The sequence below is a fragment of the Agromyces lapidis genome, from assembly GCF_009749405.1.
GTDB classification, from domain to species: Bacteria; Actinomycetota; Actinomycetes; order Actinomycetales; family Microbacteriaceae; genus Agromyces; species Agromyces lapidis.
This window is the reverse complement of record NZ_WBIQ01000006.1, coordinates 334261-359785: the sequence shown is the minus strand read 5'-3', so window position 1 is coordinate 359785 and position 25525 is coordinate 334261. Positions and strand designations below refer to the sequence as shown.

Annotated in this window: 22 protein-coding genes; 15 read left to right on the top strand and 7 right to left on the bottom strand. The window is 70.8% G+C overall.

Features of this window, described 5'->3' with window-relative positions; all coding sequences use genetic code 11:
- The first annotated feature begins 5 nt into the window (after window positions 1-5).
- The 6 genes from GQQ93_RS10735 (at window position 6) to GQQ93_RS10710 (ending at window position 6976) form a co-directional block, all read left to right on the top strand.
- Window positions 6-1001 (top strand): ABC transporter permease, encoded by a 996-nt coding sequence (locus GQQ93_RS10735; protein ID WP_157424208.1) that lies wholly within the window; start codon window positions 6-8, stop codon window positions 999-1001.
- On the top strand, window positions 998-1870 hold the full coding sequence (locus GQQ93_RS10730; protein WP_157424207.1) for an ABC transporter permease: 873 nt from the start codon (window positions 998-1000) through the stop codon (window positions 1868-1870). Before GQQ93_RS10735 ends, GQQ93_RS10730 begins: the two co-directional genes overlap by 4 nt.
- Window positions 1867-3555: a dipeptide ABC transporter ATP-binding protein gene (locus tag GQQ93_RS10725; RefSeq protein WP_157424206.1), complete on the top strand. Its 1689-nt coding sequence runs from the start codon at window positions 1867-1869 to the stop codon at window positions 3553-3555. Before GQQ93_RS10730 ends, GQQ93_RS10725 begins: the two co-directional genes overlap by 4 nt.
- 159 nt (window positions 3556-3714) lie before the next feature.
- Window positions 3715-6297 (top strand): valine--tRNA ligase, encoded by a 2583-nt coding sequence (valS, locus tag GQQ93_RS10720; RefSeq protein WP_157424205.1) that lies wholly within the window; start codon window positions 3715-3717, stop codon window positions 6295-6297.
- An 8-nt stretch (window positions 6298-6305) separates the two neighbouring features.
- Window positions 6306-6752, top strand: a complete 447-nt coding sequence (locus GQQ93_RS10715; protein ID WP_157424204.1) for a GNAT family N-acetyltransferase — start codon at window positions 6306-6308, stop codon at window positions 6750-6752.
- Window positions 6752-6976 carry a hypothetical protein gene (locus tag GQQ93_RS10710; RefSeq protein WP_157424203.1) on the top strand — a complete coding sequence of 75 codons (225 nt, stop codon included), beginning with the start codon at window positions 6752-6754 and terminating at the stop codon, window positions 6974-6976. Before GQQ93_RS10715 ends, GQQ93_RS10710 begins: the two co-directional genes overlap by 1 nt.
- A 41-nt stretch (window positions 6977-7017) precedes the next feature.
- Here the strand turns inward: GQQ93_RS10710 and GQQ93_RS10705 are convergent, their stop codons facing one another.
- Entirely contained in the window at window positions 7018-7836 is an 819-nt protein-coding gene (locus tag GQQ93_RS10705) for a methyltransferase domain-containing protein (RefSeq protein WP_157424202.1), read from the bottom strand.
- A 59-nt stretch (window positions 7837-7895) separates the two neighbouring features.
- On the opposite strand from GQQ93_RS10705, the gene GQQ93_RS10700 reads away from it, so the two are divergent.
- Complete coding sequence (locus tag GQQ93_RS10700) at window positions 7896-10052, top strand: M3 family metallopeptidase (protein WP_157424201.1); 2157 nt, start codon at window positions 7896-7898, stop codon at window positions 10050-10052.
- Between the two features lie 90 nt (window positions 10053-10142).
- Here GQQ93_RS10700 and GQQ93_RS10695 read toward each other — a convergent pair whose 3' ends face one another.
- From GQQ93_RS10695 to sufB, 5 genes are read right to left on the bottom strand one after another with little or no spacing between them, the layout of a single operon-like run.
- On the bottom strand, window positions 10143-10472 hold the full coding sequence (locus GQQ93_RS10695; RefSeq protein ID WP_157424200.1) for a metal-sulfur cluster assembly factor: 330 nt from the start codon (window positions 10470-10472) through the stop codon (window positions 10143-10145).
- Window positions 10473-10492: 20 nt separating this feature from the next.
- On the bottom strand, window positions 10493-11278 hold the full coding sequence (gene sufC / locus GQQ93_RS10690) for a Fe-S cluster assembly ATPase SufC (protein WP_157424199.1): 786 nt from the start codon (window positions 11276-11278) through the stop codon (window positions 10493-10495).
- 53 nt (window positions 11279-11331) lie between these two features.
- Window positions 11332-11658 carry a non-heme iron oxygenase ferredoxin subunit gene (locus GQQ93_RS10685; protein ID WP_157424198.1) on the bottom strand — a complete coding sequence of 109 codons (327 nt, stop codon included), beginning with the start codon at window positions 11656-11658 and terminating at the stop codon, window positions 11332-11334.
- A 1-nt stretch (window position 11659) separates the two neighbouring features.
- Window positions 11660-12829, bottom strand: a complete 1170-nt coding sequence (gene sufD, locus GQQ93_RS10680; RefSeq protein ID WP_246192273.1) for a Fe-S cluster assembly protein SufD — start codon at window positions 12827-12829, stop codon at window positions 11660-11662.
- Window positions 12830-12843: 14 nt separating this feature from the next.
- Window positions 12844-14262 carry a Fe-S cluster assembly protein SufB gene (gene sufB, locus GQQ93_RS10675; RefSeq protein WP_157424197.1) on the bottom strand — a complete coding sequence of 473 codons (1419 nt, stop codon included), beginning with the start codon at window positions 14260-14262 and terminating at the stop codon, window positions 12844-12846.
- Between the two features lie 248 nt (window positions 14263-14510).
- Between sufB and GQQ93_RS10670 the strand changes: the two genes are divergently transcribed.
- Window positions 14511-15434, top strand: a complete 924-nt coding sequence (locus GQQ93_RS10670) for a COX15/CtaA family protein (protein WP_246192272.1) — start codon at window positions 14511-14513, stop codon at window positions 15432-15434.
- A gap of 30 nt (window positions 15435-15464) precedes the next feature.
- On the top strand, window positions 15465-16079 hold the full coding sequence (locus GQQ93_RS10665; RefSeq protein WP_157424195.1) for a gamma carbonic anhydrase family protein: 615 nt from the start codon (window positions 15465-15467) through the stop codon (window positions 16077-16079).
- A gap of 67 nt (window positions 16080-16146) precedes the next feature.
- On the opposite strand, the gene GQQ93_RS10660 is transcribed toward GQQ93_RS10665, so the two are convergent.
- Window positions 16147-17067, bottom strand: coding sequence for a heme o synthase (locus tag GQQ93_RS10660; protein ID WP_157424194.1), 921 nt, complete (start codon window positions 17065-17067; stop codon window positions 16147-16149).
- Window positions 17068-17387: 320 nt separating this feature from the next.
- Here GQQ93_RS10660 and tkt point away from each other — a divergent pair, with 320 nt between their 5' ends.
- From tkt to pgl, 6 genes are read left to right on the top strand one after another with little or no spacing between them, the layout of a single operon-like run.
- A complete protein-coding gene (gene tkt, locus GQQ93_RS10655; RefSeq protein WP_157424193.1) occupies window positions 17388-19481 on the top strand; it encodes a transketolase in 2094 nt (697 codons plus the stop codon).
- A gap of 26 nt (window positions 19482-19507) precedes the next feature.
- Window positions 19508-20617, top strand: coding sequence for a transaldolase (gene tal / locus GQQ93_RS10650; RefSeq protein WP_157424192.1), 1110 nt, complete (start codon window positions 19508-19510; stop codon window positions 20615-20617).
- Window positions 20614-22218 carry a glucose-6-phosphate isomerase gene (locus GQQ93_RS10645; protein ID WP_157424191.1) on the top strand — a complete coding sequence of 535 codons (1605 nt, stop codon included), beginning with the start codon at window positions 20614-20616 and terminating at the stop codon, window positions 22216-22218. Before tal ends, GQQ93_RS10645 begins: the two co-directional genes overlap by 4 nt.
- An 18-nt stretch (window positions 22219-22236) precedes the next feature.
- Window positions 22237-23778 (top strand): glucose-6-phosphate dehydrogenase, encoded by a 1542-nt coding sequence (gene zwf, locus GQQ93_RS10640; protein WP_157424190.1) that lies wholly within the window; start codon window positions 22237-22239, stop codon window positions 23776-23778.
- The gene (locus tag GQQ93_RS10635) at window positions 23775-24731 is read left to right on the top strand and encodes a glucose-6-phosphate dehydrogenase assembly protein OpcA (RefSeq protein ID WP_157424189.1); all 957 of its coding nucleotides are present in this window, start codon (window positions 23775-23777) and stop codon (window positions 24729-24731) included. The genes zwf and GQQ93_RS10635 overlap by 4 nt, the downstream gene beginning before the upstream one ends.
- Window positions 24728-25498, top strand: a complete 771-nt coding sequence (pgl, locus tag GQQ93_RS10630; protein ID WP_157424188.1) for a 6-phosphogluconolactonase — start codon at window positions 24728-24730, stop codon at window positions 25496-25498. The genes GQQ93_RS10635 and pgl overlap by 4 nt, the downstream gene beginning before the upstream one ends.
- The last annotated feature ends 27 nt before the right edge of the window (window positions 25499-25525 follow it).

The window sequence follows — 25525 nt, the reverse complement described above, 5'->3', positions numbered from 1 at the left end:
CGCCCGTGACCGGCCGACCGGCCGGCACGGGCGTTCCGGCGCCCGGGCGCACGCATCGGGCGCGCACCGCCCGGCACCTCGCGTTGCTCCTCGGCGGCGCGGTCTTCGTGCTCTGGGCGGTGGCGACGCTCACCTTCTTCGCGATCCGCCTGATCCCGGGCGATCCCGCGCAGGCGATCCTCGGCGGCCCTGGTTCCCAGGCCTCCCAGGAGGCGCTCGACCAGGTGCGCAGCGACTACGGGCTCGACCAGCCCCTCGTGGTGCAGTACTTCGCGATGCTCGGGCGGCTGCTCACCGGCGATCTCGGCACCTCCTACAGCCTGAAGGTGCCTGTCGCCGAACTCCTCGGAGCGCAGATCGGCGGCACGCTGCTCCTGGCGGTGTGCTCGCTCGCAGCGGCGTGGGTGCTCGCCCTCGCCCTCTCGCTCTGGTCGACCGGCCGCGGCCGGATCGCCTCCGCGCTCGGGCAGGGCATCGAGCTCGTGGCCGCCGCCCTCCCCCACTTCTGGCTGGCCGCGGTGCTCATCGCCGTGTTCAGCACCGGGCTCGGCTGGTTCCCGCCCGTAGCGACCGGCACGCCCGCCGGGTTCGTGCTCCCCGTGACGACGCTCGCGATCCCGCTCGCGGGCTTCCTGGCCCAGGTCATGCGCGAGAGCCTCATCGACGCGATGCGCCAACCCTTCGTCGTCTCGGCACGGGCCCGCGGCGAGAGCGCCCTCGGCATCCGGTTCCGCCACACGATCCGCCACGCGGCGCTGCCCGGCATCAGCCTCTCGGGGTGGGCCCTCGGCTGGCTCCTGTCCGGCGCGGTCGTCGTCGAGACGATCTTCGCGATGCCCGGGCTCGGCCGTACTTTGCTGCAGGCGGTCACGCTCCGCGACATCCCGGTCGTCACCGGCGTCGTGCTGCTCGTCGCCCTGGTCTACGTCGTCATGACCGTGCTCACCGACCTCGTCGCCCGCATCGCCGATCCGCGCCTCGCTCAGGAGGGCGCCCGATGAGCGAACTCGAACTCCGTCAGACGACGGTCGACGCCGAGGCGGCCCACGACCGGGAGTCGTCGCGGCGCGGGCCGCGGGTCGGCACGGTCGTCGCCGGCGCATTCGTCATCCTCCTGCTGACGGCCGCGGCGTTCCCGGCCCTCGTCGCCACGCAGGACCCGAACGCGATCTCGGCGACCGAAGCGTTCCAGCCGCCTTCGGCCGCGCACTGGTTCGGCACCGACGAATCCGGCCGCGACGTCTACAGCCGCGTCGTCGCCGGCACCGGCACCTCGCTCCTCATCGGGGTGACCGCGACCGCCATCGGTCTCGCCCTCGGGCTCCTGCTCGGGGTGCTCGCGAGCTTCGGCGGCCGCGTCGTCGACTTCGGCGTCGGCCGGCTCGTCGAGGTGCTGTTCGCCTTCCCCGGCCTCCTGCTCGCCCTGCTCGTGATCGTGGTGGCGGGCCCGGGCCCGGTCACCGCGACGATCGCCGTCGGCCTCTCGACGGCGCCGGGCTATGCGCGCATCATCCGCGGGCAGCTCGTCTCGATCCGCTCCTCGCAGTACGTCGAGGCGGCGCGCGTGCTCGGGCGCCCGCCACGTCGCATCCTCACCGCCCACCTGCTGCCGAACGCGCTGCTGCCGTTGGTCGTGCTCGCCACGCTCGGCATCGGGCAGGCGATCGTCTGGGCTGCGGCGCTCAGCTACCTCGGGCTCGGCGCGCAGCCGCCCGCCGCCGAGTGGGGCGCGATGCTCTCGGCCGGTCGCACCTATCTCCAGACGGCATGGTGGATGACGGTGTTCCCCGGCCTCGCGATCGTCGGCACGACCATCGCGACGACGGTGCTCGGCCGCGCCCTCGCCCGACGCGAACGGGGTGCCCGATGACGGCGAACGACGCAGATCCGGTGCTCGAGCTCGAGCAGCTCCGGGTCGCATTCGGCCGCGAGGAGGTCGTGCGCGGGGTCTCGCTCGCGATCGCACCGGGCGAGTGCGTGGCGATCGTCGGCGAGTCGGGTTCGGGCAAGTCGGTCACCGCCCGCAGCCTGCTCGGCATGGCGGGAGAGGGTGCCCGTGTGGAGGCCCAGACGCTCCGGCTCGCCGGTCGCGATCTCCGCGGAGCGACCGAACGCGAGTGGCGCGGCGTGCGCGGCGGGCAGGCCGGACTCGTGCTGCAGGACGCGCTCGTCGCGCTCGATCCGCTGCGCCCCATCGGCCGCGAGATCGGCGACGCGCTGCGCATCCACGATCGGATGCCGCGTGCCGAGCGCCGCGCGCGCACCCTCGAGGTCCTCGCCGATGTCGGCATGCCCGACCCGGCGACCGCCGTGCGCCGCCGCTCGGGCGAGCTCTCGGGAGGCCTCCGGCAGCGCGCGCTCATCGCCTCGGCGCTCGCGCTCGACCCGCCCCTCCTCATCGCCGACGAGCCGACCACCGCACTCGACGCGACCGTGCAGGCGCGCGTGCTCGAACTCCTCGCCGAGGTGCGCGGTCGCGGCACCGCGGTGCTGCTCATCAGCCACGACCTCGCCGTCGTCGCGCGTCTCGCCGATCGCGTGCTCGTGATGCGCGAGGGGCGGGTGATCGAGCAGGGCACGGTCGACGAGGTGCTCCGCGCGCCCCGCGAGCCGTACACGCGGGCCCTCATCGCCGCGGTGCCCGCCGAGGTGCCGCGCGGCGCCCCGCTGAGCCGGCCGGCGGACTCCGACGCGAACGCCACCGCCGCGCAGACGCCGACCGCCGCCGACCGAGCCGCATCGCGAGAGGGGTCGCCGGGTTCCACCCCGCTCCTCGCGCTCGACGGCGTCGTCAAGACCTTTCCCGTCCGCGGCGGCGGTCGCTTCACCGCGGTCGACGACGTCTCGCTCGACGTGCACCGCGGCGAGACCGTCGGTCTCGTCGGCGAGTCGGGGTCGGGCAAGACGACGCTCGCCCGCCTCGCGCTCGCACTGACCGCGCCCGATCGAGGCGCCGTCACCCTCGACGGCGAACCCTGGTCGGCGCTCGACGAGCACGCCCGACGACCGCGCCGTCCGCGGATCGGCGCGATCTACCAGGACGCGCTGAGTTCGTTCGATCCACTCTGGAGCGTCGGGCGGATCCTGGCCGATGCGGCCGGCGGTGCCCCGGGGAAAGGCGCCGGAACGGGGCATCCGAGCCGCGCCGCCACCGCGCGCCGGGTCGCCGAGCTGCTCGACCGGGTCGGACTCGCCGGGGCGGTCGCCGGTCGTGAGCCGCTCACCCTCTCGGGCGGGCAGCGGCAGCGGGTGGCGATCGCACGCGCTCTCGCCGCAGCGCCCGAGCTCCTCGTCTGCGACGAACCGGTGTCGGCGCTCGACGTCACGATCCAGGCGCAGATCCTCGACCTCCTCGACGAGCTGCAGCGCGAGCGCGGGCTCGCCATGCTGTTCATCTCGCACGACCTCGGCGTCGTTCGGCACATGGCCGACCGGGTCGCAGTCATGCAGGCGGGCCGGATCGTCGAGTCCGGACCGGCCGAACGGGTGTTCGCCGCGCCCGGGCATCCGTACACGGCGCGACTGGTCGCCGACGCTCCCCGACTCGTGCACTGACGCGTCCCGTCACGCCGACTGTGCCGTGGCGACGCGAGCCGTCGCCGCGCCGTGCACCCGGGCGCGGGGGCCATTCCCTGCCGCGCTCCGCTAGGCTTGAGCGTCACATTCAGGCACCTCATCACGGACTCGGTGCCGCAGATATCGAACCGGAGCATCATGACCGACACCGCGCGCATCCCCGACAAGCCCGCTCTCGAAGGCCTCGAATCGGTCTGGGGAGGCGCGTGGGAGCGGGAGGGCACGTACCGGTTCGACCGCGAGTCGGCCACGCGCGAGTGCCTCTACTCGATCGACACCCCGCCGCCGACGGCCTCGGGCTCGCTCCACATCGGCCACGTGTTCTCGTACACGCACACCGACGTCGTCGCCCGCTTCCAGCGCATGCGCGGCAAGCACGTCTTCTACCCGATGGGCTGGGACGACAACGGCCTGCCCACCGAGCGCCGGGTGCAGAACTACTACGGCGTGCGCTGCGACCCGACGCTCCCGTACATCGAGGGCTTCGTGCCGCCGTTCGAGGGCGGCGACGGCAAGTCGACGAAGGCCGCCGACCAGGTGCCGATCTCGCGCCGCAACTTCATCGAGCTCTGCGAGCGCCTGACGGTCGAAGACGAGCAGCAGTTCGAGGCGCTCTGGCGCATGCTCGGCCTCTCGGTCGACTGGACCCAGAGCTACCGCACCATCGCCGACGAGGCGCTCTTCACCTCGCAGCTCGCGTTCATCCGCAACGTCGAGCGCGGTGAGGCCTACCAGGCCCTCGCACCGACCCTGTGGGACGTGACGTTCCGCACCGCGGTCGCCCAGGCCGAACTCGAAGACCGCGATCAGCCGGGCCACTACCACCGCGTCGCGTTCCACAAGGCCGACGGCGGCACCGTCGAGATCGAGACGAGCCGCCCCGAGCTGCTGCCCGCGTGCGTCGCCCTCGTCGCCCATCCCGACGACGAGCGCTATCAGCCGCTCTTCGGCACGACGGTGACGACGCCCGTCTTCGGCGTCGAGGTGCCCGTGCTCGCGCACCACCTCGCCCAGAAGGACAAGGGCACCGGCATCGCGATGATCTGCACCTTCGGCGACGTGACCGACGTCGTCTGGTGGCGCGAACTCGACCTGCCGAACCGCGCCATCATCGGCTTCGACGGCCGCGTCATCGCCGAGGCGCCCGAGGCCATCTCCTCGGAGGCGGGCCGCGCGGCCTACGCCGAGCTCGCCGGCAAGACGACCTTCTCGGCCAAGCAGGCCGTGGTGGCGCTGCTCCGCGACTCCGGCGAGCTGCTCGCCGACCCGAAGTCGATCACGCACCCCGTGAAGTTCTTCGAGAAGGGCGACAAGCCCCTCGAGATCGTCTCGACCCGCCAGTGGTACATCACGAACGGGGCCCGCGACGAGTCGCTGCGCGAGCGCCTGCTCGCCCACGGTCGCGAGATGGACTGGCACCCCGACTTCATGCGGGTGCGCTACGAGAACTGGGTCGGCGGCCTCTCCGGCGACTGGCTGGTCTCGCGCCAGCGGTTCTTCGGCGTGCCCATCCCCGTCTGGTACCCGCTCGACGCGCAGGGCGACCCGATCTTCGACCAGCCCATCGTGGCCACGCAAGACCTGCTGCCCGTCGACCCGTCGTCGGCGCCCGCGCCCGGCTTCGACGAGTCGCAGCGCGGCGAGGCCGGCGGCTTCATCGGCGAGCACGACGTCATGGACACCTGGGCCACCTCGTCGCTGACCCCGCAGCTCGCCGGCGGCTGGGAGCGCGACCCCGAGCTCTGGAACCTCGTGTTCCCCTACTCGCTGCGTCCCCAGGGTCAGGACATCATCCGCACCTGGCTGTTCTCGACGACGCTGCGCGCCGAGCTCGAGCACGGCGTCGCGCCGTGGTCGAACGCCTCGATCTCGGGCTTCATCGTCGACCCCGACCGCAAGAAGATGTCGAAGTCGAAGGGCAACGTCGTGACGCCGTCGGGCCTGCTCGAGCAGCACGGCTCCGACGCCGTGCGCTACTGGGCCGCCTCGTCCCGCCTCGGCACCGACGCGGCCTTCGACCCGCAGAACCCGACGCAGGTGAAGATCGGCCGTCGTCTCGCGATCAAGGTCCTCAACGCCGCGAAGTTCATCCTCGGCTTCGACGGCTCGGCCGACGCCCCCGTCACGATGCCGGTCGACCGCAGCATGCTGGCCGAACTCGCCACGGTCGTCGACCGGGCCACCCGTGCGCTCGAGGGCTACGACCACGCCCGCGCGCTCGAGCTCTCCGAGACCTTCTTCTGGACGTTCTGCGACGACTACCTCGAGCTCGTGAAGGAGCGCGCCTACGGCGAGGCCAGCCCCGAGCAGGCCTCGGCCGTCGCCGCGCTGAAGACGGCGCTCGGCGTGATGCTGCGGCTCTTCGCCCCGGTCATCCCGTTCGCGACCGAAGAGGCCTGGCGCTGGTCGCACGAGGGCTCGGTGCACCGCGCCGCGTGGCCCACGACCGACGAGCTCGCCGCGCGCGGCGATGCCGCCGGCGAACTGCTCGAGCTCGCGAGCCTCGCACTCACCGGCATCCGTCGGGCGAAGACCGATGCGAAGGCCTCGCAGAAGACCCCGGTCGTGCAGGCGACGATCAGCGCCCCCGCGGCGACGATCGCCCTGCTCGAGTCCGTGGCATCCGACCTGCGCGCGGTGGGGCGCATCACCGAACTCGTGTTCGCCGCGGCGGAGGAGTTCGCAGTCAGCGACGTCGTCTTCGAGGCGGCGTCCGAATAGGGGGAACCATGACCAACGAGATCCGGCTCGCCGGTGACGACGACTTCTTCGGCTGGTTGCCGCTGTTCGAGTCGTACTGCACGTTCTACGAGACCGAGCTCGATGACGCCAAGGCGCTCATCGTCTGGAACTGGCTTCGCGACGAGCACAACCCGCTGCAGGCGGCGCTCGCCGTCGACGAGGAGGGCACGCCCGTCGGCCTCGCTCACTTCCGCCAGGTGCCGTCGACCCTGACGGCGACGAACGGGCTCTTCCTCGACGACCTCTACGTCGCCGAGTCGCAGCGCGGCACCGGCACGGGCCGCGCGCTCATCGAGTTCGTGCACGCGCGTGCAGCCGAGCTCGGCCACGGCGGGGTCAGCTGGATCACGGCGGCCGACAACGAGCCCGCCCAGAGGCTCTACGACACGCTCGCGACCCGCACGAGCTGGGTCACCTACGAGATGGACGCCTGATGCGCCTCGGCACCCGCTGGGGGTTCGGCACCGAGCCGCCGGTGTCGGTGCCGAACGAGCTGCGCCCGCGTATCGCGGCGGCCGAGGCCGCGTTCGAGGGCGACGGCAGCGGCCGCCACTGGACCCTGACCTGGCTCGAGGGGCGACCGATCGCCGAGCTCGACGACGGCACTGTGGTGCGCGAGGTCATCGTCGACGTCCGGGACGACGACGAGGACTGGTGACGAGCACGTCCGGTCGGACGACCGCCGACCGGACGCGGTGGTCATGCTCGGGCGATGATCTCGCCGTGCGGCATCAACAGCCATCCGTCATCGTCGGCGGCCCAGTCGCGCCATGCCTGCGCGATCGCGCGCAGCTCGTCGGGGTTCGAATGACCCGATTCGATCGCGTGCGCCGCGAACTGCGACTCGGTGGCCCGTTCGGCCCATGAGCCGCCCCACCACTCGCGCTCGAGCGCCGAGGCGAACACCCAGGTCGTGCCGCTCGCGGTGATCTCGCCGAAGCCGGCCTCGTGCACCCAGCGCTTGAGGTGGCGTCCGGCGTGCGGGTCGCCGCCGTTCCACTCGTGCACGTCGTGGTAGAGCTCGAGCCACCGGGTGAGGCCCGCCGAGTCCGGACTCCAGATCACGCCGCCGTAGTCGACGTCGCGTACGGCGAGGACGCCGCCCGGCTTCAGCACCCGCCGGAACTCGCGGAGCGCATCGACCGGCCGCGCCAGATGCTGCAGCACCTGGTGCGCGTGCACGACGTCGTAGCGGTCGTCGGGTTCGTCGAGGGCGTAGGCGTCGCCCACCGCGAACTCGACGTTGCGCACCCCCTCGCTCTCGGCGAGCCCCGTGGCCTGGGCGACCACCTCGGCCGAGGCGTCGATGCCGCGCACGCGCCCGGGTCGCACGCGCCGGGCGAGGTCGAGCGTGATGGTGCCCGGGCCGCTGCCGACGTCGAGGACGTCGGCCCCGGCCCGGAGGTGGGGCACGAGGTACGCGGCGGAGTTCTCGACCGTTCGCCAGGCATGGATGCGCAGGACACTCGCATGGTGGCCGTGCGTGTACGCGTCGCGGGGGGATGATCGGCTGGCCATGTCCTGAGCCTACGCGCGCGGCGCCTCATAGCGCGCGGCGCCCGTCATAGGGTGATCGGATGAGTGCTTCGACGAACAATCCCCTGCTCGAACCGAGCCCGTTGCCGTTCCGGCTCCCGCTGTTCGAGCTCATCGCCCCCGAGCACTTCCGCGAGGCGCTCTCGCTCGGCATCGCCGAGCAGGAGGCCGAGCTCGCCGAGATCGCCTCCAATCCCGAGCCGCCGAGCTTCGCGAACACGGTGGTCGCCCTCGAACGCTCCGGCGCACTGCTGCGCCGCGTGCTCCCGGTGTTCGAGAACCGCAGTGCGGCCGACGCCGACGCGGCGATCGACGCCCTCGAGGCCGAGTTCGCGCCGAAGCTCGCCGCGCTTCGGGATGCGGTGCTCCTCGAGCAGCGCCTCTTCGCGCGACTCGAGGCGCTCGTCACCGCACTCGACGCCGGCGAACTCGACCTCGACGACGACGTCGACGCCGACGTCGACGCCAACACTGACGAACCCGCGTCCGAATCAGCGCGCGCTCCCGGTTCCGCCGCCGCCTCAGATCGCCTCGCCGCGCGTGCGTACCTCCTGCGACGCCGCCACCGCATCGCGCTGCTCGCTGGCGCCCGCCTCTCTGCTGACGGCCGCACCGAGCTCTCCCGGCTCAACGAGCGGATCGCCGGGCTCACGACCGCGTTCCAGCGGCAACTGCTCGCCGACGGCAACTCCCGCGCGCTGCACCTCGGCGACGAGCGCGAGCTCGCAGGGCTCGACGATGCGCGACGCGCCACCGCCGCTGCCGCGGCCGAGGCCCGCGGGCTGCGGGGTTGGGTGATCCCGCTCGTCCTGCCGACTCAGCAGCCCGCGCTGGCCGAACTCACCGACCCCGAGGTGCGCGAACGCCTGCTCGCCGCCTCCCGCGGGCGCGGAACCTCGGGCGGCCCGCACGACACGCGCGAGATCCTGCTCGAACTCGTTCGCGTGCGGGCCGCGCGGGCGGCACTGCTCGGATTCGCCGACCACGCCACCGCGGTCACCGCCGATGAGACCGCCGGCTCCCCCGCCGCCGTCGCCGAACTCATCGCCGAGCTCGCGCCCCGCGCGATCGCGAATGCGCACCGCGAAGCGGCGGATCTCGCCGCACTGGCCGAACGCGACGGACGAGGCCGGCTCGAGGCATCCGATTGGCTGCACCTGGCCGAACGGGAGCGGGCAGAGCGCCACGCCGTCGACCTCGGCGCGATGCGCCCCTACCTCGAGGCGGGCCGGGTCCTCCGCGACGGAGTCTTCCACGCCGCAACGCTGCTGTACGGGCTTCGCTTCGACGAACGACGCGACCTCGTCGCGCATCATCCCGACGCGCGCGTCTTCGAGGTCTCCGAAGCCGACGGCTCCCCGGTGGGGCTGTACCTGCTCGACCTCTATGCGCGCGACTCCAAACGCGGCGGCGCCTGGATGAGCTCACTCGTCGAGCAGTCCGACCTCGCCGGCGAACTGCCCGTCGTCGTGAACCACCTGAACGTGCAGAAGCCCCCCGCCGGCGACCCGACGCTGCTCACCTTCGACGAGACCGAGACGCTGTTCCACGAGTTCGGACACGCCCTGCACGGCCTGCTCGCACGCGTCGAGTTCCCGAGCGCCGCAGGCACCAATGTGTTCCGCGACTTCGTCGAGCTGCCGAGCCAGGTGAACGAGCTCTGGGCGCTCCGCCCCGAGATCCTCGGCCGGTACGCCGTCCACCACGAGAGCGGCGCGCCCATCCCCGCCGAGTTCGTCGAACGGTTGATCTCCTCGCGCACCTTCGGCGAGGGGTTCGCCACGACCGAGTACCTCGCGGCCGCGGCGCTCGACCAGGCGTGGCACCGGCTCGACATCGACGCGGCCGCGGCTCTCGACGGGGTCGACGCCGTCGCCGAATTCGAAGGCCGTGCGCTCGCGGAGGCCGGTCTCGCCGATCCGCGGATACCGCCGCGCTACTCGAGCGGCTACTTCGCGCACGTCTTCGCGGGCGGCTACGACGCGGGCTACTACTCGTACGTCTGGAGCGAGGTTCCCGGCGCCGACATCATGGCCTGGTTCGAGCAGCACGGCGGTGCGCGACGCGAGCCCGGCGAGCGGTTCCGCGCCGAGATCCTGGCACCGGGCGGCTCGCGCGATCCCCGTGAGTCGATCCGCCGACTGCTCGGACGGGAGCCCGCGATCGACGCGCTGCTCGCGCGTCGCGGGCTCGCCTGAGACGAGGCCGCGCCGGCCGCGGCTCAGACGGCGGATGCCCCGTGCAGACCTGCTGCACGGGGCATCCGTTCGTCGTGGTTCGACGCGCGATCAGATCGCGAAGCCGAGCGCCCGCATCATGTCGCGGCCGTCGTCGGTGATGCGCTCGGGGCCCCAGGGCGGCATCCACACCCAGTTGATGCGGAACGCCTCGACGGTGCCGTCGAGCGCCTCGGCGGTCTGCTCCTCGATGACGTCGGTCAGCGGGCAGCCGGCGCTCGTGAGCGTCATGTGAATGACGAGCGCGTCGTTCTCGTCGTCCCAGCCGAGGTCGTAGATGAGGCCGAGGTCGACGATGTTGACCCCGAGCTCGGGGTCCATCACGTCTTTCAGCGCTTCTTCGACCTGCTCGTAGCGCTCGGGTGCGAGTGAGGAGACCATGATCGGAGTCTACCCGCGCCCTACTCGGCCGGGACCGACGGAGCCGAAGCCGGCTCGGCCACCTGGTAGCGGTCGTAGCCCTCTTCCTCGAGACGGTCGGCGAGCTCGGGGCCGCCCTGCTCGGCGATCCGGCCCGCGACGAACACGTGCACGAAGTCGGGCTTGATGTAGCGGAGGATGCGCGTGTAGTGCGTGATGAGCAGCACACCGAGGCCGGTGTTCGCCTTGGCGCGGTTGACGCCCTCGGAGACGATCTTCAGCGCGTCGACGTCGAGACCCGAGTCGGTCTCGTCGAGCACGGCGAACTTCGGCTTCAGCAGCTCGAGCTGGAGGATCTCGTTGCGCTTCTTCTCGCCGCCCGAGAACCCCTCGTTGACGTTGCGCTCGGCGAACGCCTTGTCCATCTTGAGGTTCGCCATCGACTCGCGCACGTCCTTCACCCACGTGCGCACCGACGGCGCCTCGCCGTCGATCGCGGTCTTCGCGGTGCGGAGGAAGTTCGTGACGGTGACGCCGGGGATCTCGACCGGGTACTGCATCGCGAGGAAGAGGCCGGCACGGGCGCGCTCGTCGACCGACATCTCGAGCACGTTCTCGCCGTCGAAGAGGATCTCGCCGTCGACGACGGTGTACTTCGGGTGGCCGGCGATCGTGTAGGCGAGGGTCGACTTGCCCGACCCGTTCGGGCCCATGATCGCGTGGATCTCGCCCTCGTTGATCGTGAGGTCGACGCCGCGGAGGATCTCGCGGGTGCCCTGTTCGGTCTCGACGTTGACGTGCAGGTTCTTGATCTCGAGCACTGACATGTTCTGGGGTATCTCTTTCGGTTGCCGGCCGATCAGGGCCGGAGACGTGCGGGTCAGACGGTCAGCGTGACCGCGGGGTCGATGTGGACGTCGCCGCCCTGGATCTCGACCTGGTAGACGGGGACCGGCTCGTAGGCCGGGAGGGTGAGGGGCTTGCCGGTCTTCAGCGAGAACTGCGAGCCGTGCGCCCAGCACTCGAGCGTGTCGTCCTCGACGAACCCCTCGGAGAGCGAGATGTCGCCGTGGGTGCAGGTGTCGCCGATCGCGAAGACGTCGCCGGCCGCGTCCTTCACGACGGCGATGGGCACGCCCTCGAGCACGAAGCGCGAGGCCTGGTTCTCGACGAGGTCGTCGAGTGCGCAGACACGAACGGATGCCACGTCAGCTCCCCTGCAGTTCGGCTTCGACGGCCGCGGTGAGACGCGCTTCGAGCTCGGGCGAGCCGATCTTCTGCACGATCTCGGTGAGGAAGCCGCGCACGACGAGGCGGCGGGCCTCGTCTTCGCGGATGCCGCGGGACATGAGGTAGAAGAGCTGCTCGTCGTCGAAGCGGCCGGTCGCACTCGCGTGCCCGGCGCCCTCGATGTCGCCCGTCTCGATCTCGAGGTTCGGCACCGAGTCGGCGCGGGTGCCGTCGGTGAGCACGAGGTTGCGGTTCTGCTCGTAGCTGTCGGTGCCCGTGGCCTTCTGGCCGATGAGCACGTCGCCGACCCAGACGGTGCGCGCACCCGAGCCCTGCAGTGCGCCCTTGTAGGTCACGCGGCTCTTGGTGTGCGGTGCATCGTGGTGCACGTAGACCTGCTGCTCGAGGTGCTGGCCGGCGTCGGCGAAGTAGAGGCCGAGGGCCTCGATGTCGGCGCCCTGCTCGGCGAGGTGCGTCGAGGGGTTCACGCGCACGACCTTGCCGCCGAGGGAGACGACGATGTGCTTCAGGAACGAGTCGCGGCCGAGGCGGGCGAACTGGCTCGAGAGGTGCACCGCCTCGTCGTCCCACTCCTGCAGCGAGACGACGGTGAGGGATGCCCCGTCGCCGACGATGATCTCGACGTTCTCGCTGAGGCGAGCGGCACCCGCACCCTCGAGCACGACGAGCGCGCGGCTGTTCGGCGCCGCTTCGATCACGGTGTGCGCGGCGCGCGGTGCGTCGCCGAGGCCCGAACGGGTCACCACGGCGGTCTTCTCGTCTTCACCCGTGACGGAGACGAGGAGCGCCTCGCCGAAGCTCGACCAGGCGTTGGCGCTCGCGCGCTCCTCGGGAATGCCCGCCGAACCGATGCGGGCGTCGTCGCGTGCGAGGTACGAGTACGTGACGCCCGGGGCATCCGTCGTCTCGATCGCGAGGCGCGAGCCGTCGAGCTCTCCGCTCGTGAGGTCGGCGAACGCGGCGACGGGCGAGAGCTTCCACTCGTGCTCGCGGCCGTTCACGGGCTCGAAGTCGTCGACGTTCGTCGAGCGGAACCGCTCGGAGCGCGTCTGCACGGGCACGAAGGCGCCGTCGGAGTGCGCGACGAGGCCGTGCTGCTCGGCCGTGGGCATGGCTGTGCTGGTCATCTGGGCGGTCACTACTAGCCCACCGATCCTTCCATGCCCATTTCGATGAGCTTGTTGAGTTCCATCGCGTATTCCATCGGGAGTTCGCGCGCGATCGGCTCGATGAAGCCGCGCACGATCATCGACATGGCCTCGGTCTCGTCGATGCCGCGGCTCATCAGGTAGAAGAGCTGCTCCTCGCTGACCTTCGAGACCGTCGCCTCGTGACCGAGCTTCACGTCGTCGACCCGGATGTCGATCGCGGGGTAGGTGTCGGAGCGGGAGATCGTGTCGACGAGCAGCGCGTCGCAGACGACGCTGTTGGCCGAGTGATGGGCGTTCGCGTCGATGCGGACTTCACCGCGGTAACCGGCGCGGCCGCCGCCGCGGGCGATCGACTTCGAGACGATCGACGACTGCGTGTACGGCGCCATGTGGATCATCTTCGCGCCCGCGTCCTGGTGCTGGCCGGGGCCGGCGAACGCGACCGAGAGGGTCTCGCCCTTGGCGTGCTCGCCCATGAGGAAGATCGACGGGTACTTCATCGTGACCTTCGAGCCGATGTTGCCGTCGACCCACTCCATGGTGGCGCCTTCGGCGGCCGTGGCGCGCTTCGTGACGAGGTTGTACACGTTGTTCGACCAGTTCTGGATCGTCGTGTAGCGAACGCGGGCGTTCTTCTTCACGATGATCTCGACGACGGCCGAGTGCAGCGAGTCGCTCTTGTAGATCGGCGCCGTGCAGCCCTCGATGTAGTGCACGTACGAGCCCTCGTCGGCGATGATGAGCGTGCGCTCGAACTGGCCCATGTTCTCGGTGTTGATGCGGAAGTACGCCTGCAGCGGGATCTCGACGTGCACGCCCTTCGGGACGTAGACGAACGAGCCGCCCGACCAGACCGCGGTGTTGAGCGCGGCGAACTTGTTGTCGCCGGCGGGGATCACGGTGCCGAAGTACTCCTCGAAGAACTCGGGGTGCTCCTTCAGCGCGGTGTCGGTGTCCATGAAGATGACACCCTGGCGCTCGAGCTCTTCGTTGATCTGGTGGTAGACCACCTCGGACTCGTACTGGGCCGCGACGCCGGCGACGAGACGCTGGCGCTCGGCCTCGGGGATGCCGAGCCGCTCGTAGGTGTTCTTGATGTCGTCGGGCAGGTCCTCCCAGGTCTGGGCCTGCTTCTCGGTCGAGCGGACGAAGTACTTGATGTTGTCGAAGTCGATCTCCGACAGATCCGCGCCCCAGGTCGGCATGGGCTTGCGCTCGAAGAGCTGCAGGCCGCGCTGGCGGCGCTGGAGCATCCATTCGGGCTCGTCCTTCAGCCCCGAGATGTCGGCGACGACCTCGGCGGACAGGCCACGTCGGGCCGAGGCCCCCGCGGCATCGGAATCGGCCCAACCGAACTCGTAATTGCCGAGTCCTTCGAGCTCAGGGCGGTCGATCAGTACGTCCGTCATACTCTTCCTCTTCTCCTCCCGTGCAACCGGCTATCAGTCCGGCTCATTCCCCGCGCCTGTCGAGGATCTCGGTGAGGGGGTGTGATGTGCGGGTGGCTCCAGTGCGAACCTAAGATGGCTGGTGCCCGCTTGCCGCGCGAACGCGCGTCGCAGCAGGTGCGCCAACCACTCAAGTCTATAGGGTCGCAGTGACTCCGGGCCGGACTCCCAGCCCTGTCCCAGAGCGACCCGGATCAGGAACGACCCGCGTGCCCCGCTCTCTCCGCTTCTTCGCCTGGGCCTCCTTCGTCGCGCAGGTGACGATCATCGCGACCGGCGGCGCGGTGCGCCTCACCGGTTCGGGCCTCGGATGCCCCACCTGGCCCACCTGCACACCCGAATCGCTCGTGCCGACCGAGGAGCTCACCTACCACTCGCTCATCGAGTTCGGCAATCGGCTCATGACCGGCGTCGTGGGCATCATCGCGCTCATCGTCCTCCTGCTGGTCTGGCGCATCCGGCGCGAGCGCCGCGACCTGTTCGTGCTCTCGTTCATCGTCGGCCTCGGCATCGTCGCCCAGGCGATCGTCGGCGGCATCACTGTCTGGACGGGGCTCAACCCCTTCATCGTCGGATTCCACTACCTCTCCTCGCTCGTGCTCGTCTGCGTGACCGCAGCGTTCCTCGCCCGCATGGACGAGCCCGCGGGGGCGCGCGAGCGCGCGGTTCCCGCCTGGTACGCCGGGCTCACGCACGCGACGAGCGCGGTGCTCGCGATCTCGATCGTCTTCGGCGTGCTCACGACCGGCTCGGGGCCGCACTCGGGCGACGTCGAGGCCGGGCGCACCGGATTCGACTCCGAGATCCTCGAGCACGTGCACGCCTGGCCGGGCTACGCGCTGCTCGTCCTGACGATCGTGCTCGTCGTCGCCGCCTGGCGCGGCGGACTGCCGACCCTCCGCTGGTCGGCGGCGCTGCTCGCGATCGAGCTCGTGCAGGTCGGTGTCGGCCTCTATCAGGCGCGCAACGGCCTGCCCGTGCTCGCGGTCGGCATGCACATGGTGCTCGCCGCGCTCACCGCGGCGGCCATGACCCTCGTCATCCTGCGCCTGAAGCGCCCGGAGAGTGCGGATGCCGCGCCCGAGGCAGGCGTCGAGCCCGATCGCGCCGTGAGGACCACGCCAGCCGGTTGAACGCCCGCGCTGGGCGAACAGGAGACCGAAATGCTGATCGAACACCGGGGCCGCCGGCCCATCGTTCACCCCGACGCCTCGGTCGCCGCCACCGCCGTCCTCTCGGGCGATGTCATCGTCGGAGCCGGAAGTCGCATCCTGCACGGCGCGGTGCTCAGCGCCGAAGACGGTGCCATCCGCGTCGGCATCGAATGCGTCGTCATGGAACACGCCCTCATTCGCGGACGACGAGCTCACGAGGTGGTCATCGGCGATCATGTGATGATCGGGCCGCACTCCCACGTGAACGGCGCGACCATCGCCGACGAGGTGTTCATCGCCACCGGCTCGTCCGTCTTCCCCGGCGCGAGCATCGGTCGCGGCGCCGAGGTGCGCATCAATGCCGTGGTGCAGGTGAACACCGTCCTCGACCCGGGAGCGGTCGTGCCGATCTCGTGGGTCGCGGTCGGGTCGCCCGCCATGGTGCTTCCGCCCGAGCGGCACGACGAGATCTGGGCGATCCAGCGCGATCTCGATTTCGTGGGCACCGTCTACGGCAGCCCGAGGGCTGCCGGCATGCGCGAGATCATGACTCGGCAGTCGGCGTTCTTCGCCGAGCACGTCGACGACCGGGTGATCGACGCCCCCGAGGCGTCCGACGCCTGACCGGCGTCAGTTCACGTCCCGGCCACGACCGGCGTCGCTTCGCAGAACCGGCGCTGTCGCCGCGCCGCTAGAACGGCAGCAACGGGTCGATGCCGACCGCGAGGAACAGCAGCGAGAGGTACGCGATCGAACCGTGGAAGACCCGCATCGGCGAGACCTGCTCGTGCCGGATCGCGAGGTTGTAGAGGCGGTGCGTCTCGTAGATGAACCACACGCCGGTGACGACCGCCACCGTCGAGTAGACGAGTCCCATGTCGGCGATCGGGATGAGCAGCAGCGAGCACGCGACGGTCGCCCATGCGTAGAGGATGACCTGCAGCCCGACCTGTGCGCGGCCTCGCACGACGGCGAGCATCGGCACGCCGGCTGCGGCGTAGTCGTCTTTGTACTTCATCGAGAGCGGCCAGTAGTGCGGCGGCGTCCAGAGGAAGATGATGAGGAACAGGATGAACGGCGGCCAGCTGAGGTCGCCGGTGACCGCGGCCCAGCCGATGAGCACGGGCATGCAGCCGGCGACGCCGCCCCAGACGATGTTCTGCGCGGTGCGACGCTTGAGGATCAGGCTGTAGAAGACGACGTACAGCAGGATCGCGCCGAGCGAGAGGGCGGCGGCGAGCCAGTTGGTGAACACCCCGAGCCAGACGATGGATGCCACGCCGAGCCCGTAGGCGAAGACGAGGGCCTCGCGGTCGCTGAGCTCACCGGTCACGAGCGGGCGCCCCTGCGTGCGCTTCATCACCCGGTCGATGTCGCGGTCGATGTAGCAGTTGAACGCCCCGGCCGAGCCGGCGCTCATGGCGCCGCCGATGAGGGTCGCGATGAGCAGCCACAGGTCGGGCAGGCCCTGCTGGGCGAGGATCATCGTGGGGGCGGTGACCACGAGCAGGAGCTCGATCACCCGCGGCTTGGTGAGCGCGAGGTAGGCGGCGAGCTTGCGCCGAACGGTCATCGCCGGTCGGGCGTCACGGGTGTCTACGGCTGCCTGCATCGTTCCTCTTCCGAAGCGCGCGCGCGAACCATCGCCGGGCCCCGCGCCGCCTTCCGTCCGATTCTAGGCCATCCGGCGCGGTACGCCGACGTGGGCATACCAGGCCTCACAAAGGGCATGTGCGAGTGTGAGTCATAGCCCGTCATCGCGGGTCACGAACTCCATATACTGAGGAAAGCGCGCTTGGCTGCGCGATCCACGATTCCCCCACACGGCAATCCTCAGGGTCGCACGCCCGGCGGTACCGCGCCGCAACGTCCTCGGCGGGTCGGGGGCCGATCGGTTCCCGTCGCCGTCACGAACGGAAGGAACTGCACCTCGTGGCAACTCTGCACTGGGATCCCATCGACGATCGGGCGGTCGACACCGCACGGGTGCTCGCGGCTGATGCCGTCGAGAAGGTCGGCAACGGCCATCCCGGAACGGCGATGAGCCTCGCCCCGGCCGCCTATCTCCTGTTCCAGAAGGTGATGCGCCGCGACCCGGCCGACCACGCGTGGCTCGGGCGCGACCGCTTCATCCTCTCGGCGGGCCATTCGTCGCTCACCCAGTACGTCCAGCTCTACCTCGCCGGCGACGGCCTCGAGCTGACCGACCTCGAAGCGCTGCGCACCTGGGGCTCGAAGACTCCCGGCCACCCCGAGTACGGCCACACCGACGGCGTCGAGATCACCACCGGCCCGCTCGGCCAGGGGCTCGCCTCCGCGGTCGGCTTCGCGTACGCGGCCCGCTTCGAGCGTGGGCTCTTCGACCCCGAGGCTCCGGCCGGTGAGAGCCCGTTCGACCACTTCGTGTACGTCGTCGCAGGCGACGGCGACCTGCAGGAGGGTGTCACCAGCGAGGCGTCCTCGCTCGCCGGGCACCAGCAGCTGGGCAACCTCGTCGTGATCTACGACTCGAACCAGATCTCCATCGAGGACGACACGAACATCGCGTTCACCGAGGACGTGGCGGCGCGCTACGAGTCGTACGGCTGGCACGTGCAGACCGTCGACTGGAAGAAGACCGGCGAGTACGTCGAGGACGTCGCCGAGCTGCACCGGGCCATCGAAGCGGCGAAGGGCGAGCAGTCCAAGCCCTCGATCATCATCCTGAAGACGATCATCGGCTGGCCGAGCCCGGGCAAGCAGAACACGGGCAAGATCCACGGCTCCGCGCTCGGCGCGGCCGAGCTCGCCGCGACGAAGGAGGTGCTCGGGTTCGACCCCGAGCAGAACTTCGTCGTCGCCGACGATGTGATCGCCCACACCCGTGCCGCGGGTGAGCGCGGCGCGGCGGCGCACGCCGAGTGGCAGCTCGCGTTCGACGCCTGGGCTGCGGCGAACCCCGAGCGCAAGGCGCTCCTCGACCGCCTCGAGGCCGGCGAACTGCCGGCCGACGTCGAGCAGGCGCTGCCGGTCTTCGAGGGCGGCACCGAGCTGTCGACCCGTGCGGCGTCCGGCAAGGTCATCAACGCCCTCGCCGGCGTCCTCCCCGAGCTCTGGGGCGGCTCGGCCGACCTCGCCGAGTCGAACCTGACGACGATCAACGGGGCGGCCTCGTTCATCCCGTCCGAGTGGTCGACGCACGAGTTCTCGGGCGACCCGTACGGACGGGTGCTGCACTTCGGCATCCGCGAGCACGCGATGGGCGCGATCGTCAACGGCATCGTGCTGCACGGTCCGACCCGAGCGTTCGGCGGCACCTTCCTCATCTTCAGCGACTACATGCGCCCCGCGGTGCGCCTCGCGGCGCTCATGAAGGTGCCCTCGATCTTCGTCTGGACGCACGACTCCGTCGCGCTCGGCGAGGACGGCCCGACGCACCAGCCGATCGAGCAGCTCGCGACGCTCCGCGCGATCCCGGGCCTCACGGTCGTGCGGCCCGCCGACGCGAACGAGGTCGCCTACGCCTGGCTCGAGATCCTGAAGCAGCAGGATGCCCCCGCGGGCATCGCGTTGACCCGTCAGAACATCCCGGTGTTCGAGCGGGGCGACGGCGAGGCATCCGGCGACACGCTCGCTGCCGCGTCGCACGTCGCGAAGGGCGCCTACGTGCTCGCCGAGGCGGCCTCGGGCACGCCCGAGGTGATCCTCATCGCGACCGGCTCCGAGGTGCAGCTCGCTCTCGCCGCCCGCGAGAGCCTCGCCGCCGAGGGCATCGGCGCACGCGTCGTGTCGGCGCCGAGCCTCGAGTGGTTCGAGGCGCAGCCGGCCGAGTACCGCGAGCAGGTGCTGCCCGCGTCCGTCACCGCGCGCGTCTCGGTCGAGGCGGGGCTGGCGCTGTCGTGGCAGCGCTACCTCGGCACCCGTGGCCGTGCGGTCTCGATCGAGCACTTCGGCGCCTCCGCCGACTACAAGACCCTGTTCCGCGAGTTCGGCATCACGGCTGAGGCCGTCGTCGCCGCCGCGAAGGAATCGCTCGCGTCGGCCTGACGCGGGCACGAAGGAGACATCCCCTCATGACCACCTCCCCCACCGCCGCCCTCTCCGAGGCCGGCGTCAGCATCTGGCTCGACGACCTCTCGCGCGCCCGCATCGCCTCGGGTGACCTCGCCCGCCTCATCGCCGAGCGCGATGTCGTCGGCGTCACCACGAACCCGACGATCTTCGCCGGCGCGCTCGCGAAGGGCGACGGCTACGCCGAGCAACTGCATGAGCTCGCTGCGGCGGGTGCCGACGTCGACACCGCGGTCTTCGAGATCACGACCGACGACGTGCGCGCCGCCGCCGACGTGTTCCGCCCCGTCTACGACGCCTCGAACGGCTACGACGGCCGCGTCTCGATCGAGGTCGCGCCCGGCCTCGCCCGCGACACCGCCGGCACCATCGCCGAGGCGAAGGCGCTCTGGGCCAAGGTCGACCGCCCGAACGCGATGATCAAGATCCCCGCCACCGTCGAGGGCCTCGAAGCGATCACCGCCGCGATCGGCGCCGGCATCAGCGTGAACGTCACCCTGATCTTCAGCCTCGACCGCTACCGGCAGGTCATCGACGCCTACCTCGCCGGCCTCGAGCAGGCGAAGGCCGCCGGCCACGACCTGTCCACGATCCACTCGGTCGCCTCCTTCTTCGTGTCGCGCGTCGACACCGAGATCGACAAGCGGCTGACCGCGATCGGCACCGACGCGGCACTCGCGCTGAAGAGCAAGGCCGGCGTCGCGAACGCGCGCCTGGCCTACGAGCTCTTCGAGCAGCAGTTCGCGGGCGAGCGCGCCGCGGCGCTGCTCGCCGACGGCGCGAACAAGCAGCGCCCGCTGTGGGCGTCGACCGGCGTGAAGGACCCGGCCCTGCCCGACACCCTCTACGTGACCGAGCTCGTCGCGCAGGGCGTCGTGAACACGATGCCCGAGAAGACCCTCGATGCGACCTTCGACCACGGTGTCATCACCGGCGACACCGTGACCGGCGCCTACGCCGGGGCGGGCGAGGTGCTCGACGCGCTCGCATCGGTGGGCGTCGACTACGACGACGTCACCCTCCTCCTCGAGAACGAGGGCGTCGACAAGTTCATCGTGTCGTGGAACGAACTGCTCGACAGCGTCCGCACCGCGCTGGAGGCCGCACGATGAGCTTCCGCATCTCGGTCGGCGGCGCCGCCGCCGACGCCGTGCGCCGCGCGGTTCCCGCGCTGGCCGCCGACCTCGTCGCGAGCGGCATCACCGCGCAGGACCCGGCGCTCTGGGGCGCCGCAGCCGAGGACGAGGCGTCCAAGCGCCTGGGCTGGACGGAGGCGGTCGCGATCTCGCGCCCCCTCGTCGCCGAGATCGAGGCCCTCCGCGTCGAACTCGAAGCGGCCGGCGTCGACCACATCGTGCTCGGCGGCATGGGCGGCTCCTCGCTCGCGCCCGAGGTCATCACCCGCACCGCCCGGATCGACCTGACGGTGCTCGACTCGACCGAGCCCGGCCAGGTGCGCGCCGCCCTCGCCGACCGACTCACCACGACCGCGCTCGTCATCTCGTCGAAGTCGGGGTCGACGGTCGAGACCGACAGCCAGCGTCGCGTCTACGAGCAGGCCTTCCGCGATGCGGGCATCGACCCCGCCTCGCGCATCGTCATCGTCACCGATCCGGGTTCGCCGCTCGACGAGTCGGCGCGCGCCGCCGGCTACCGGGTGTTCAACGCCGACCCGAACGTCGGCGGACGCTACTCCGCACTCACGGCCTTCGGCCTCGTGCCCTCGGGCCTCGCCGGCGTCGACATCTCGGAGATCCTCGACGAGGCCGAGACGATCGAGCTCTCGCTCGCCATCGACACCGAGGACAACCCCGGTCTCGTGCTCGGCGCGGCGATCGCCGCCACCTCGCCGTTCCGCGACAAGCTCGGCATCGTCGCCGACGGAACCCACATCGTCGGCTTCGCCGACTGGGCCGAGCAGCTCATCGCCGAGTCCACGGGCAAGGACGGCACCGGCATCCTCCCGGTCGTGCTCGAGACGACCGCCCCCGAACTCGGTGCCGGCCTGCCCGACCTGCAGATCGTGCGCCTCGTCGACGACGCCGGCGAAGAGCTCTTCCGCCGCGACGACTCGAGCGACATCCTCGTCTCGGGAACCCTCGGCGCGCAGCTGCTCGTCTGGGAGTACGCGACCGCGGTCGCCGGTCGCCTGCTGGGCATCAACCCCTTCGACCAGCCCGACGTCGAGTCCGCGAAGATCGCCGCGCGCGGCCTCCTCGACGCGCGCCCCGCACCCGAGCCCGCCGCGTTCGTGGCCGACGGCATCGAGGTCCGCGGCACGCCCGAGGTCATCGGCGCGTCGAGCGACCTGGCGTCGGCGATCGAGGTGCTCCTCGAAGAGCTGCCGTCGAACGGGTACCTCTCGATCCAGGCGTACGTCGACCGCGTGGCGCACCCCGAGCTCGCGCAGCTGCGCGACCTGCTCGCGGCACGCGCCGGGCGCCCGGTCACCTTCGGCTGGGGACCCCGGTTCCTCCACTCGACCGGCCAGTTCCACAAGGGCGGCCCCGCGGTCGGCGTGTTCCTCCAGATCACGCAGACGCCCGTCGCCGACCTCGCCATCCCCGAGCGACCGTTCAGCTTCGGCGAGCTCATCGCCGCCCAGGCGTCCGGCGACGCGAGCGTCCTCGCCGAGCACGGGCGACCCGTGCTCACGCTGACGCTCACCGACCCGGCCGCGAACATCCCGGCGCTCGTCGACGCCGTCGGCTGACCGACGAAAGGACCCGAATTGACTTCGGCAGAGATCTCGGCGCAGCACAACCCGCTCCGGTCACCGAAGGACTATCGCCTCAATCGCATCGCGGGGCCGTCGAGCCTCATCATCTTCGGCGTCACGGGTGACCTGTCGCGCAAGAAGCTGATGCCCGCGGTCTACGATCTCGCGAACCGGGGGCTTCTGCCCCCGGGGTTCGCGCTCGTGGGCTTCGCGCGCCGTGATTGGGCCGATCAGGACTTCGCGCAGGTCGTGCACGACTCGGTGAAGCAGTACGCCCGCACCGAGTTCCGCGAGGACGTCTGGCAACAGCTCGCCCGCGGCATCCGATTCGTCGCCGGCACGTTCGACGACGACGATGCCTTCGATCGCCTGCGCGCCGTCGTCGAAGACCTCGACGCGCAGCGCGGCACGATGGGCAACCACGCCTTCTACCTGTCGATCCCGCCGAAGTCGTTCCCGCTCGTCACCGAGCAGCTGAAGCGCTCGGGGCTCACCGAGCAGCGCGACGGCCAGTGGCGCCGCGTCGTCATCGAGAAGCCCTTCGGCTCCGACCTGCAGACCGCCCGCGAGCTCAACGACGTCGTGGCGAGCGTGTTCCCGCCCGACTCCGTCTTCCGCATCGACCACTACCTCGGCAAGGAGACGGTGCAGAACATCCTCGCGCTGCGCTTCGCCAACCAGCTGTACGAGCCCATCTGGAACGCGAACTACGTCGACCACGTGCAGATCACGATGGCCGAGGACATCGGCGTCGGCGGGCGCGCCGGTTACTACGACGGCATCGGCGCGGCCAGGGACGTCATCCAGAACCACCTGCTGCAGCTGCTCGCCCTCACCGCGATGGAGGAGCCGATCTCGTTCGACGCAGCCGATCTGCGCGCCGAGAAGGAGAAGATCCTGGCGGCCGTGCGACTGCCCGACGACCTCGCGACCGGCACTGCGCGCGGGCAGTACGCGGGCGGCTGGCAGGGCGGCGAGAAGGTCGTCGGATTCCTCGACGAGGACGGCATGAACCCCGAGTCGACGACCGAGACCTACGCGGCCATGAAGCTGCTCATCGGCACCCGTCGATGGGCCGGCGTGCCGTTCTACCTCCGCGCCGGCAAGCGGCTCGGCCGACGGGTCACCGAGATCGCGGTCGTCTTCAAGCGTGCGCCGCAACAGGTGTTCGCCGACAGCCAGACCTCCGAGCTCGGCCAGAACGCCCTCGTGATCCGGGTGCAGCCCGATGAGGGCGTCACCATCCGGTTCGGATCGAAGGTGCCGGGTGCCGGCATGCAGGTGCGCGACGTGACCATGGACTTCGGCTACGGCCACGCCTTCACCGAGGCGAGCCCCGAGGCGTACGAGCGCCTCATCCTCGACGTGCTGCTCGGCGACCCGCCGCTCTTCCCCCGCCAGGAGGAGGTCGAGCTCAGCTGGAAGATCCTCGACCCGATCGAGGAGTTCTGGGCGACGCAGGGGCAGCCCGAGCAGTACCGCCCCGGCACGTGGGGCCCGAGCTCGGCCGATGAACTGCTCGCACGAGACGGACGGAGCTGGAGGCGCCCATGATCGTCGAACTTCCCGACACCACCACGAGCCAGGTCTCGAAGACCCTCGTGAAGATCCGCGAGGACGGCGGCGTCGTCGCCCTCGGCCGCGTGCTCACCCTCGTCATCGCCACCTCGCCCGGCCAGGAGGAGGAGGCGATCGAGGCCGCGAACGACGCATCTCGCGAGCATCCGATGCGCGTCATCGTCGTCTCGACCGAACCCGGCACCGAGACCGCGGCCGTCGCACCCCGCCTCGACGCGGAGATCCGTGTCGGCGGCGACGCCGGTGCGAGCGAGGTCATCGTCCTCCGCGCGAGCGGCGACGCCGCCCGCGACGAGGAGAGCCTCGTGATGGGCCTGCTCCTTCCCGATGCCCCGGTCGTCACCTGGTGGCCCGGGGCGGCTCCGGCGGTGCCCGGTCGTTCACCGCTCGGTCGCATCGCGCAACGACGCATCACGGATGCCTCGGCTCAGCCCGACCCCCAGGCCGCCCTGCACGCGCTCGCCGACAGCTACACCCCGGGCGACGCCGACTTCGCATGGACGAGGCTCACGCTCTGGCGCGCCCAGCTGGCCGCCGTGCTCGATCAGCCGCCCTACGAGCCGATCACGAACGTGCACGTGAGCGGCGCGATCGATTCGCCGTCGACGACGCTGCTCGGCGCGTGGCTGCGACTGCAACTGCGCTGCGCGACCGGTGTCGAGCTCACCGCCGTCGAAGACGGCTCGCACGGCATCCACGGCGTGCAGCTCGAACGCGCGAGCGGGCTGGTCGAGCTCGTCCGCGACGTTCCCGGCATCGCGACCCTCCGCCAGCCGAACCAGCCGCTGCACGACGTGGCCCTGCCTCGTCGGAGCCTGCGCGACTGCCTCGCCGATGAACTGCGCCGCCTCGACCCCGACGAGCTGTACGGTGAAGTGATCGCGAAGGGGCTGGCGCTCCTCGACGGAGCCCAGGAGGTCACTGCGTGACGAACGAACGACGGGTACTCGTGCACCCCGACAAGTCCACGCTCGCCGGGGCGGTCGCCGCCCGCTTCATCACGAAGACGCTCGACCTGCTCGACGCGCAACCGGTCGTGCACATCGTGCTCACCGGGGGGTCGATGGGCTCTGCGGTGCTCGAGGCGGTCGCTTCCTCCCCCGCACGCATGTCGATCGACTGGTCGCGCGTGCACTTCTGGTGGGGCGACGAGCGCTGGGTGCCCGCAGGGCACGCCGACCGCAACGACCGGCAGTCGCACGACGCCCTGCTCGACGACCTCGAGCTTCCCGCTTCGAACCTGCACCCGTTCCCGGCCTCCGACTCGGGGCTGAGCCTCGATGAAGGCGCCGCGGCGTACGCGGCCGAGCTCGCCGAGCACGCCGCCGACGGACTCGCGCACCCCGTGTTCGACATCACCTTCCTCGGAGTCGGGCCCGACGGGCACATCGCCTCGTTGTTCCCGCATCGATCGGGCATCTCGGTCACCGACCAGACCGTCATCGCGGTGCGCGAGTCGCCGAAGCCGCCGCCCGAGCGTCTCAGCCTCACCCGACCGGTGATCAACAGCTCGCAGCGGGTGTGGATGGTGCTCGCCGGTGCTGACAAGGCCTCGGCGCTGGGTCTCGCGCTCGCTGGCGCCAGCCGTGACGAGGTGCCTGTCGCCGGCATCAAGGGGCGTCGCCGCACCGTGTTCTTCGTCGATCGCGATGCCGCGGCCGAGGTGCCCGAGGCGCTCATCGCCCGCGATTACTGACCGCTGCCCGTGCAGCGGGACGACGAG

Excerpts from the sequence above, each read along its gene's own strand:
- GQQ93_RS10730 (WP_157424207.1), top strand. The coding sequence starts at position 998 with ATGAGCGAACTCGAACTCCGTCAGACGACGGTCGACGCCGAGGCGGCC.
- GQQ93_RS10725 (WP_157424206.1), top strand. The coding sequence starts at position 1,867 with ATGACGGCGAACGACGCAGATCCGGTGCTCGAGCTCGAGCAGCTCCGG.
- valS (WP_157424205.1), top strand. The coding sequence starts at position 3,715 with ATGACCGACACCGCGCGCATCCCCGACAAGCCCGCTCTCGAAGGCCTC.
- GQQ93_RS10715 (WP_157424204.1), top strand. The coding sequence starts at position 6,306 with ATGACCAACGAGATCCGGCTCGCCGGTGACGACGACTTCTTCGGCTGG.
- GQQ93_RS10710 (WP_157424203.1), top strand. The coding sequence starts at position 6,752 with ATGCGCCTCGGCACCCGCTGGGGGTTCGGCACCGAGCCGCCGGTGTCG.
- GQQ93_RS10705 (WP_157424202.1), bottom strand. The coding sequence starts at position 7,836 with ATGGCCAGCCGATCATCCCCCCGCGACGCGTACACGCACGGCCACCAT.
- GQQ93_RS10700 (WP_157424201.1), top strand. The coding sequence starts at position 7,896 with ATGAGTGCTTCGACGAACAATCCCCTGCTCGAACCGAGCCCGTTGCCG.
- GQQ93_RS10695 (WP_157424200.1), bottom strand. The coding sequence starts at position 10,472 with ATGGTCTCCTCACTCGCACCCGAGCGCTACGAGCAGGTCGAAGAAGCG.
- sufC (WP_157424199.1), bottom strand. The coding sequence starts at position 11,278 with ATGTCAGTGCTCGAGATCAAGAACCTGCACGTCAACGTCGAGACCGAA.
- sufD (WP_246192273.1), bottom strand. The coding sequence starts at position 12,829 with ATGACCAGCACAGCCATGCCCACGGCCGAGCAGCACGGCCTCGTCGCG.
- sufB (WP_157424197.1), bottom strand. The coding sequence starts at position 14,262 with ATGACGGACGTACTGATCGACCGCCCTGAGCTCGAAGGACTCGGCAAT.
- GQQ93_RS10665 (WP_157424195.1), top strand. The coding sequence starts at position 15,465 with ATGCTGATCGAACACCGGGGCCGCCGGCCCATCGTTCACCCCGACGCC.
- GQQ93_RS10660 (WP_157424194.1), bottom strand. The coding sequence starts at position 17,067 with ATGCAGGCAGCCGTAGACACCCGTGACGCCCGACCGGCGATGACCGTT.
- tal (WP_157424192.1), top strand. The coding sequence starts at position 19,508 with ATGACCACCTCCCCCACCGCCGCCCTCTCCGAGGCCGGCGTCAGCATC.
- GQQ93_RS10645 (WP_157424191.1), top strand. The coding sequence starts at position 20,614 with ATGAGCTTCCGCATCTCGGTCGGCGGCGCCGCCGCCGACGCCGTGCGC.
- GQQ93_RS10635 (WP_157424189.1), top strand. The coding sequence starts at position 23,775 with ATGATCGTCGAACTTCCCGACACCACCACGAGCCAGGTCTCGAAGACC.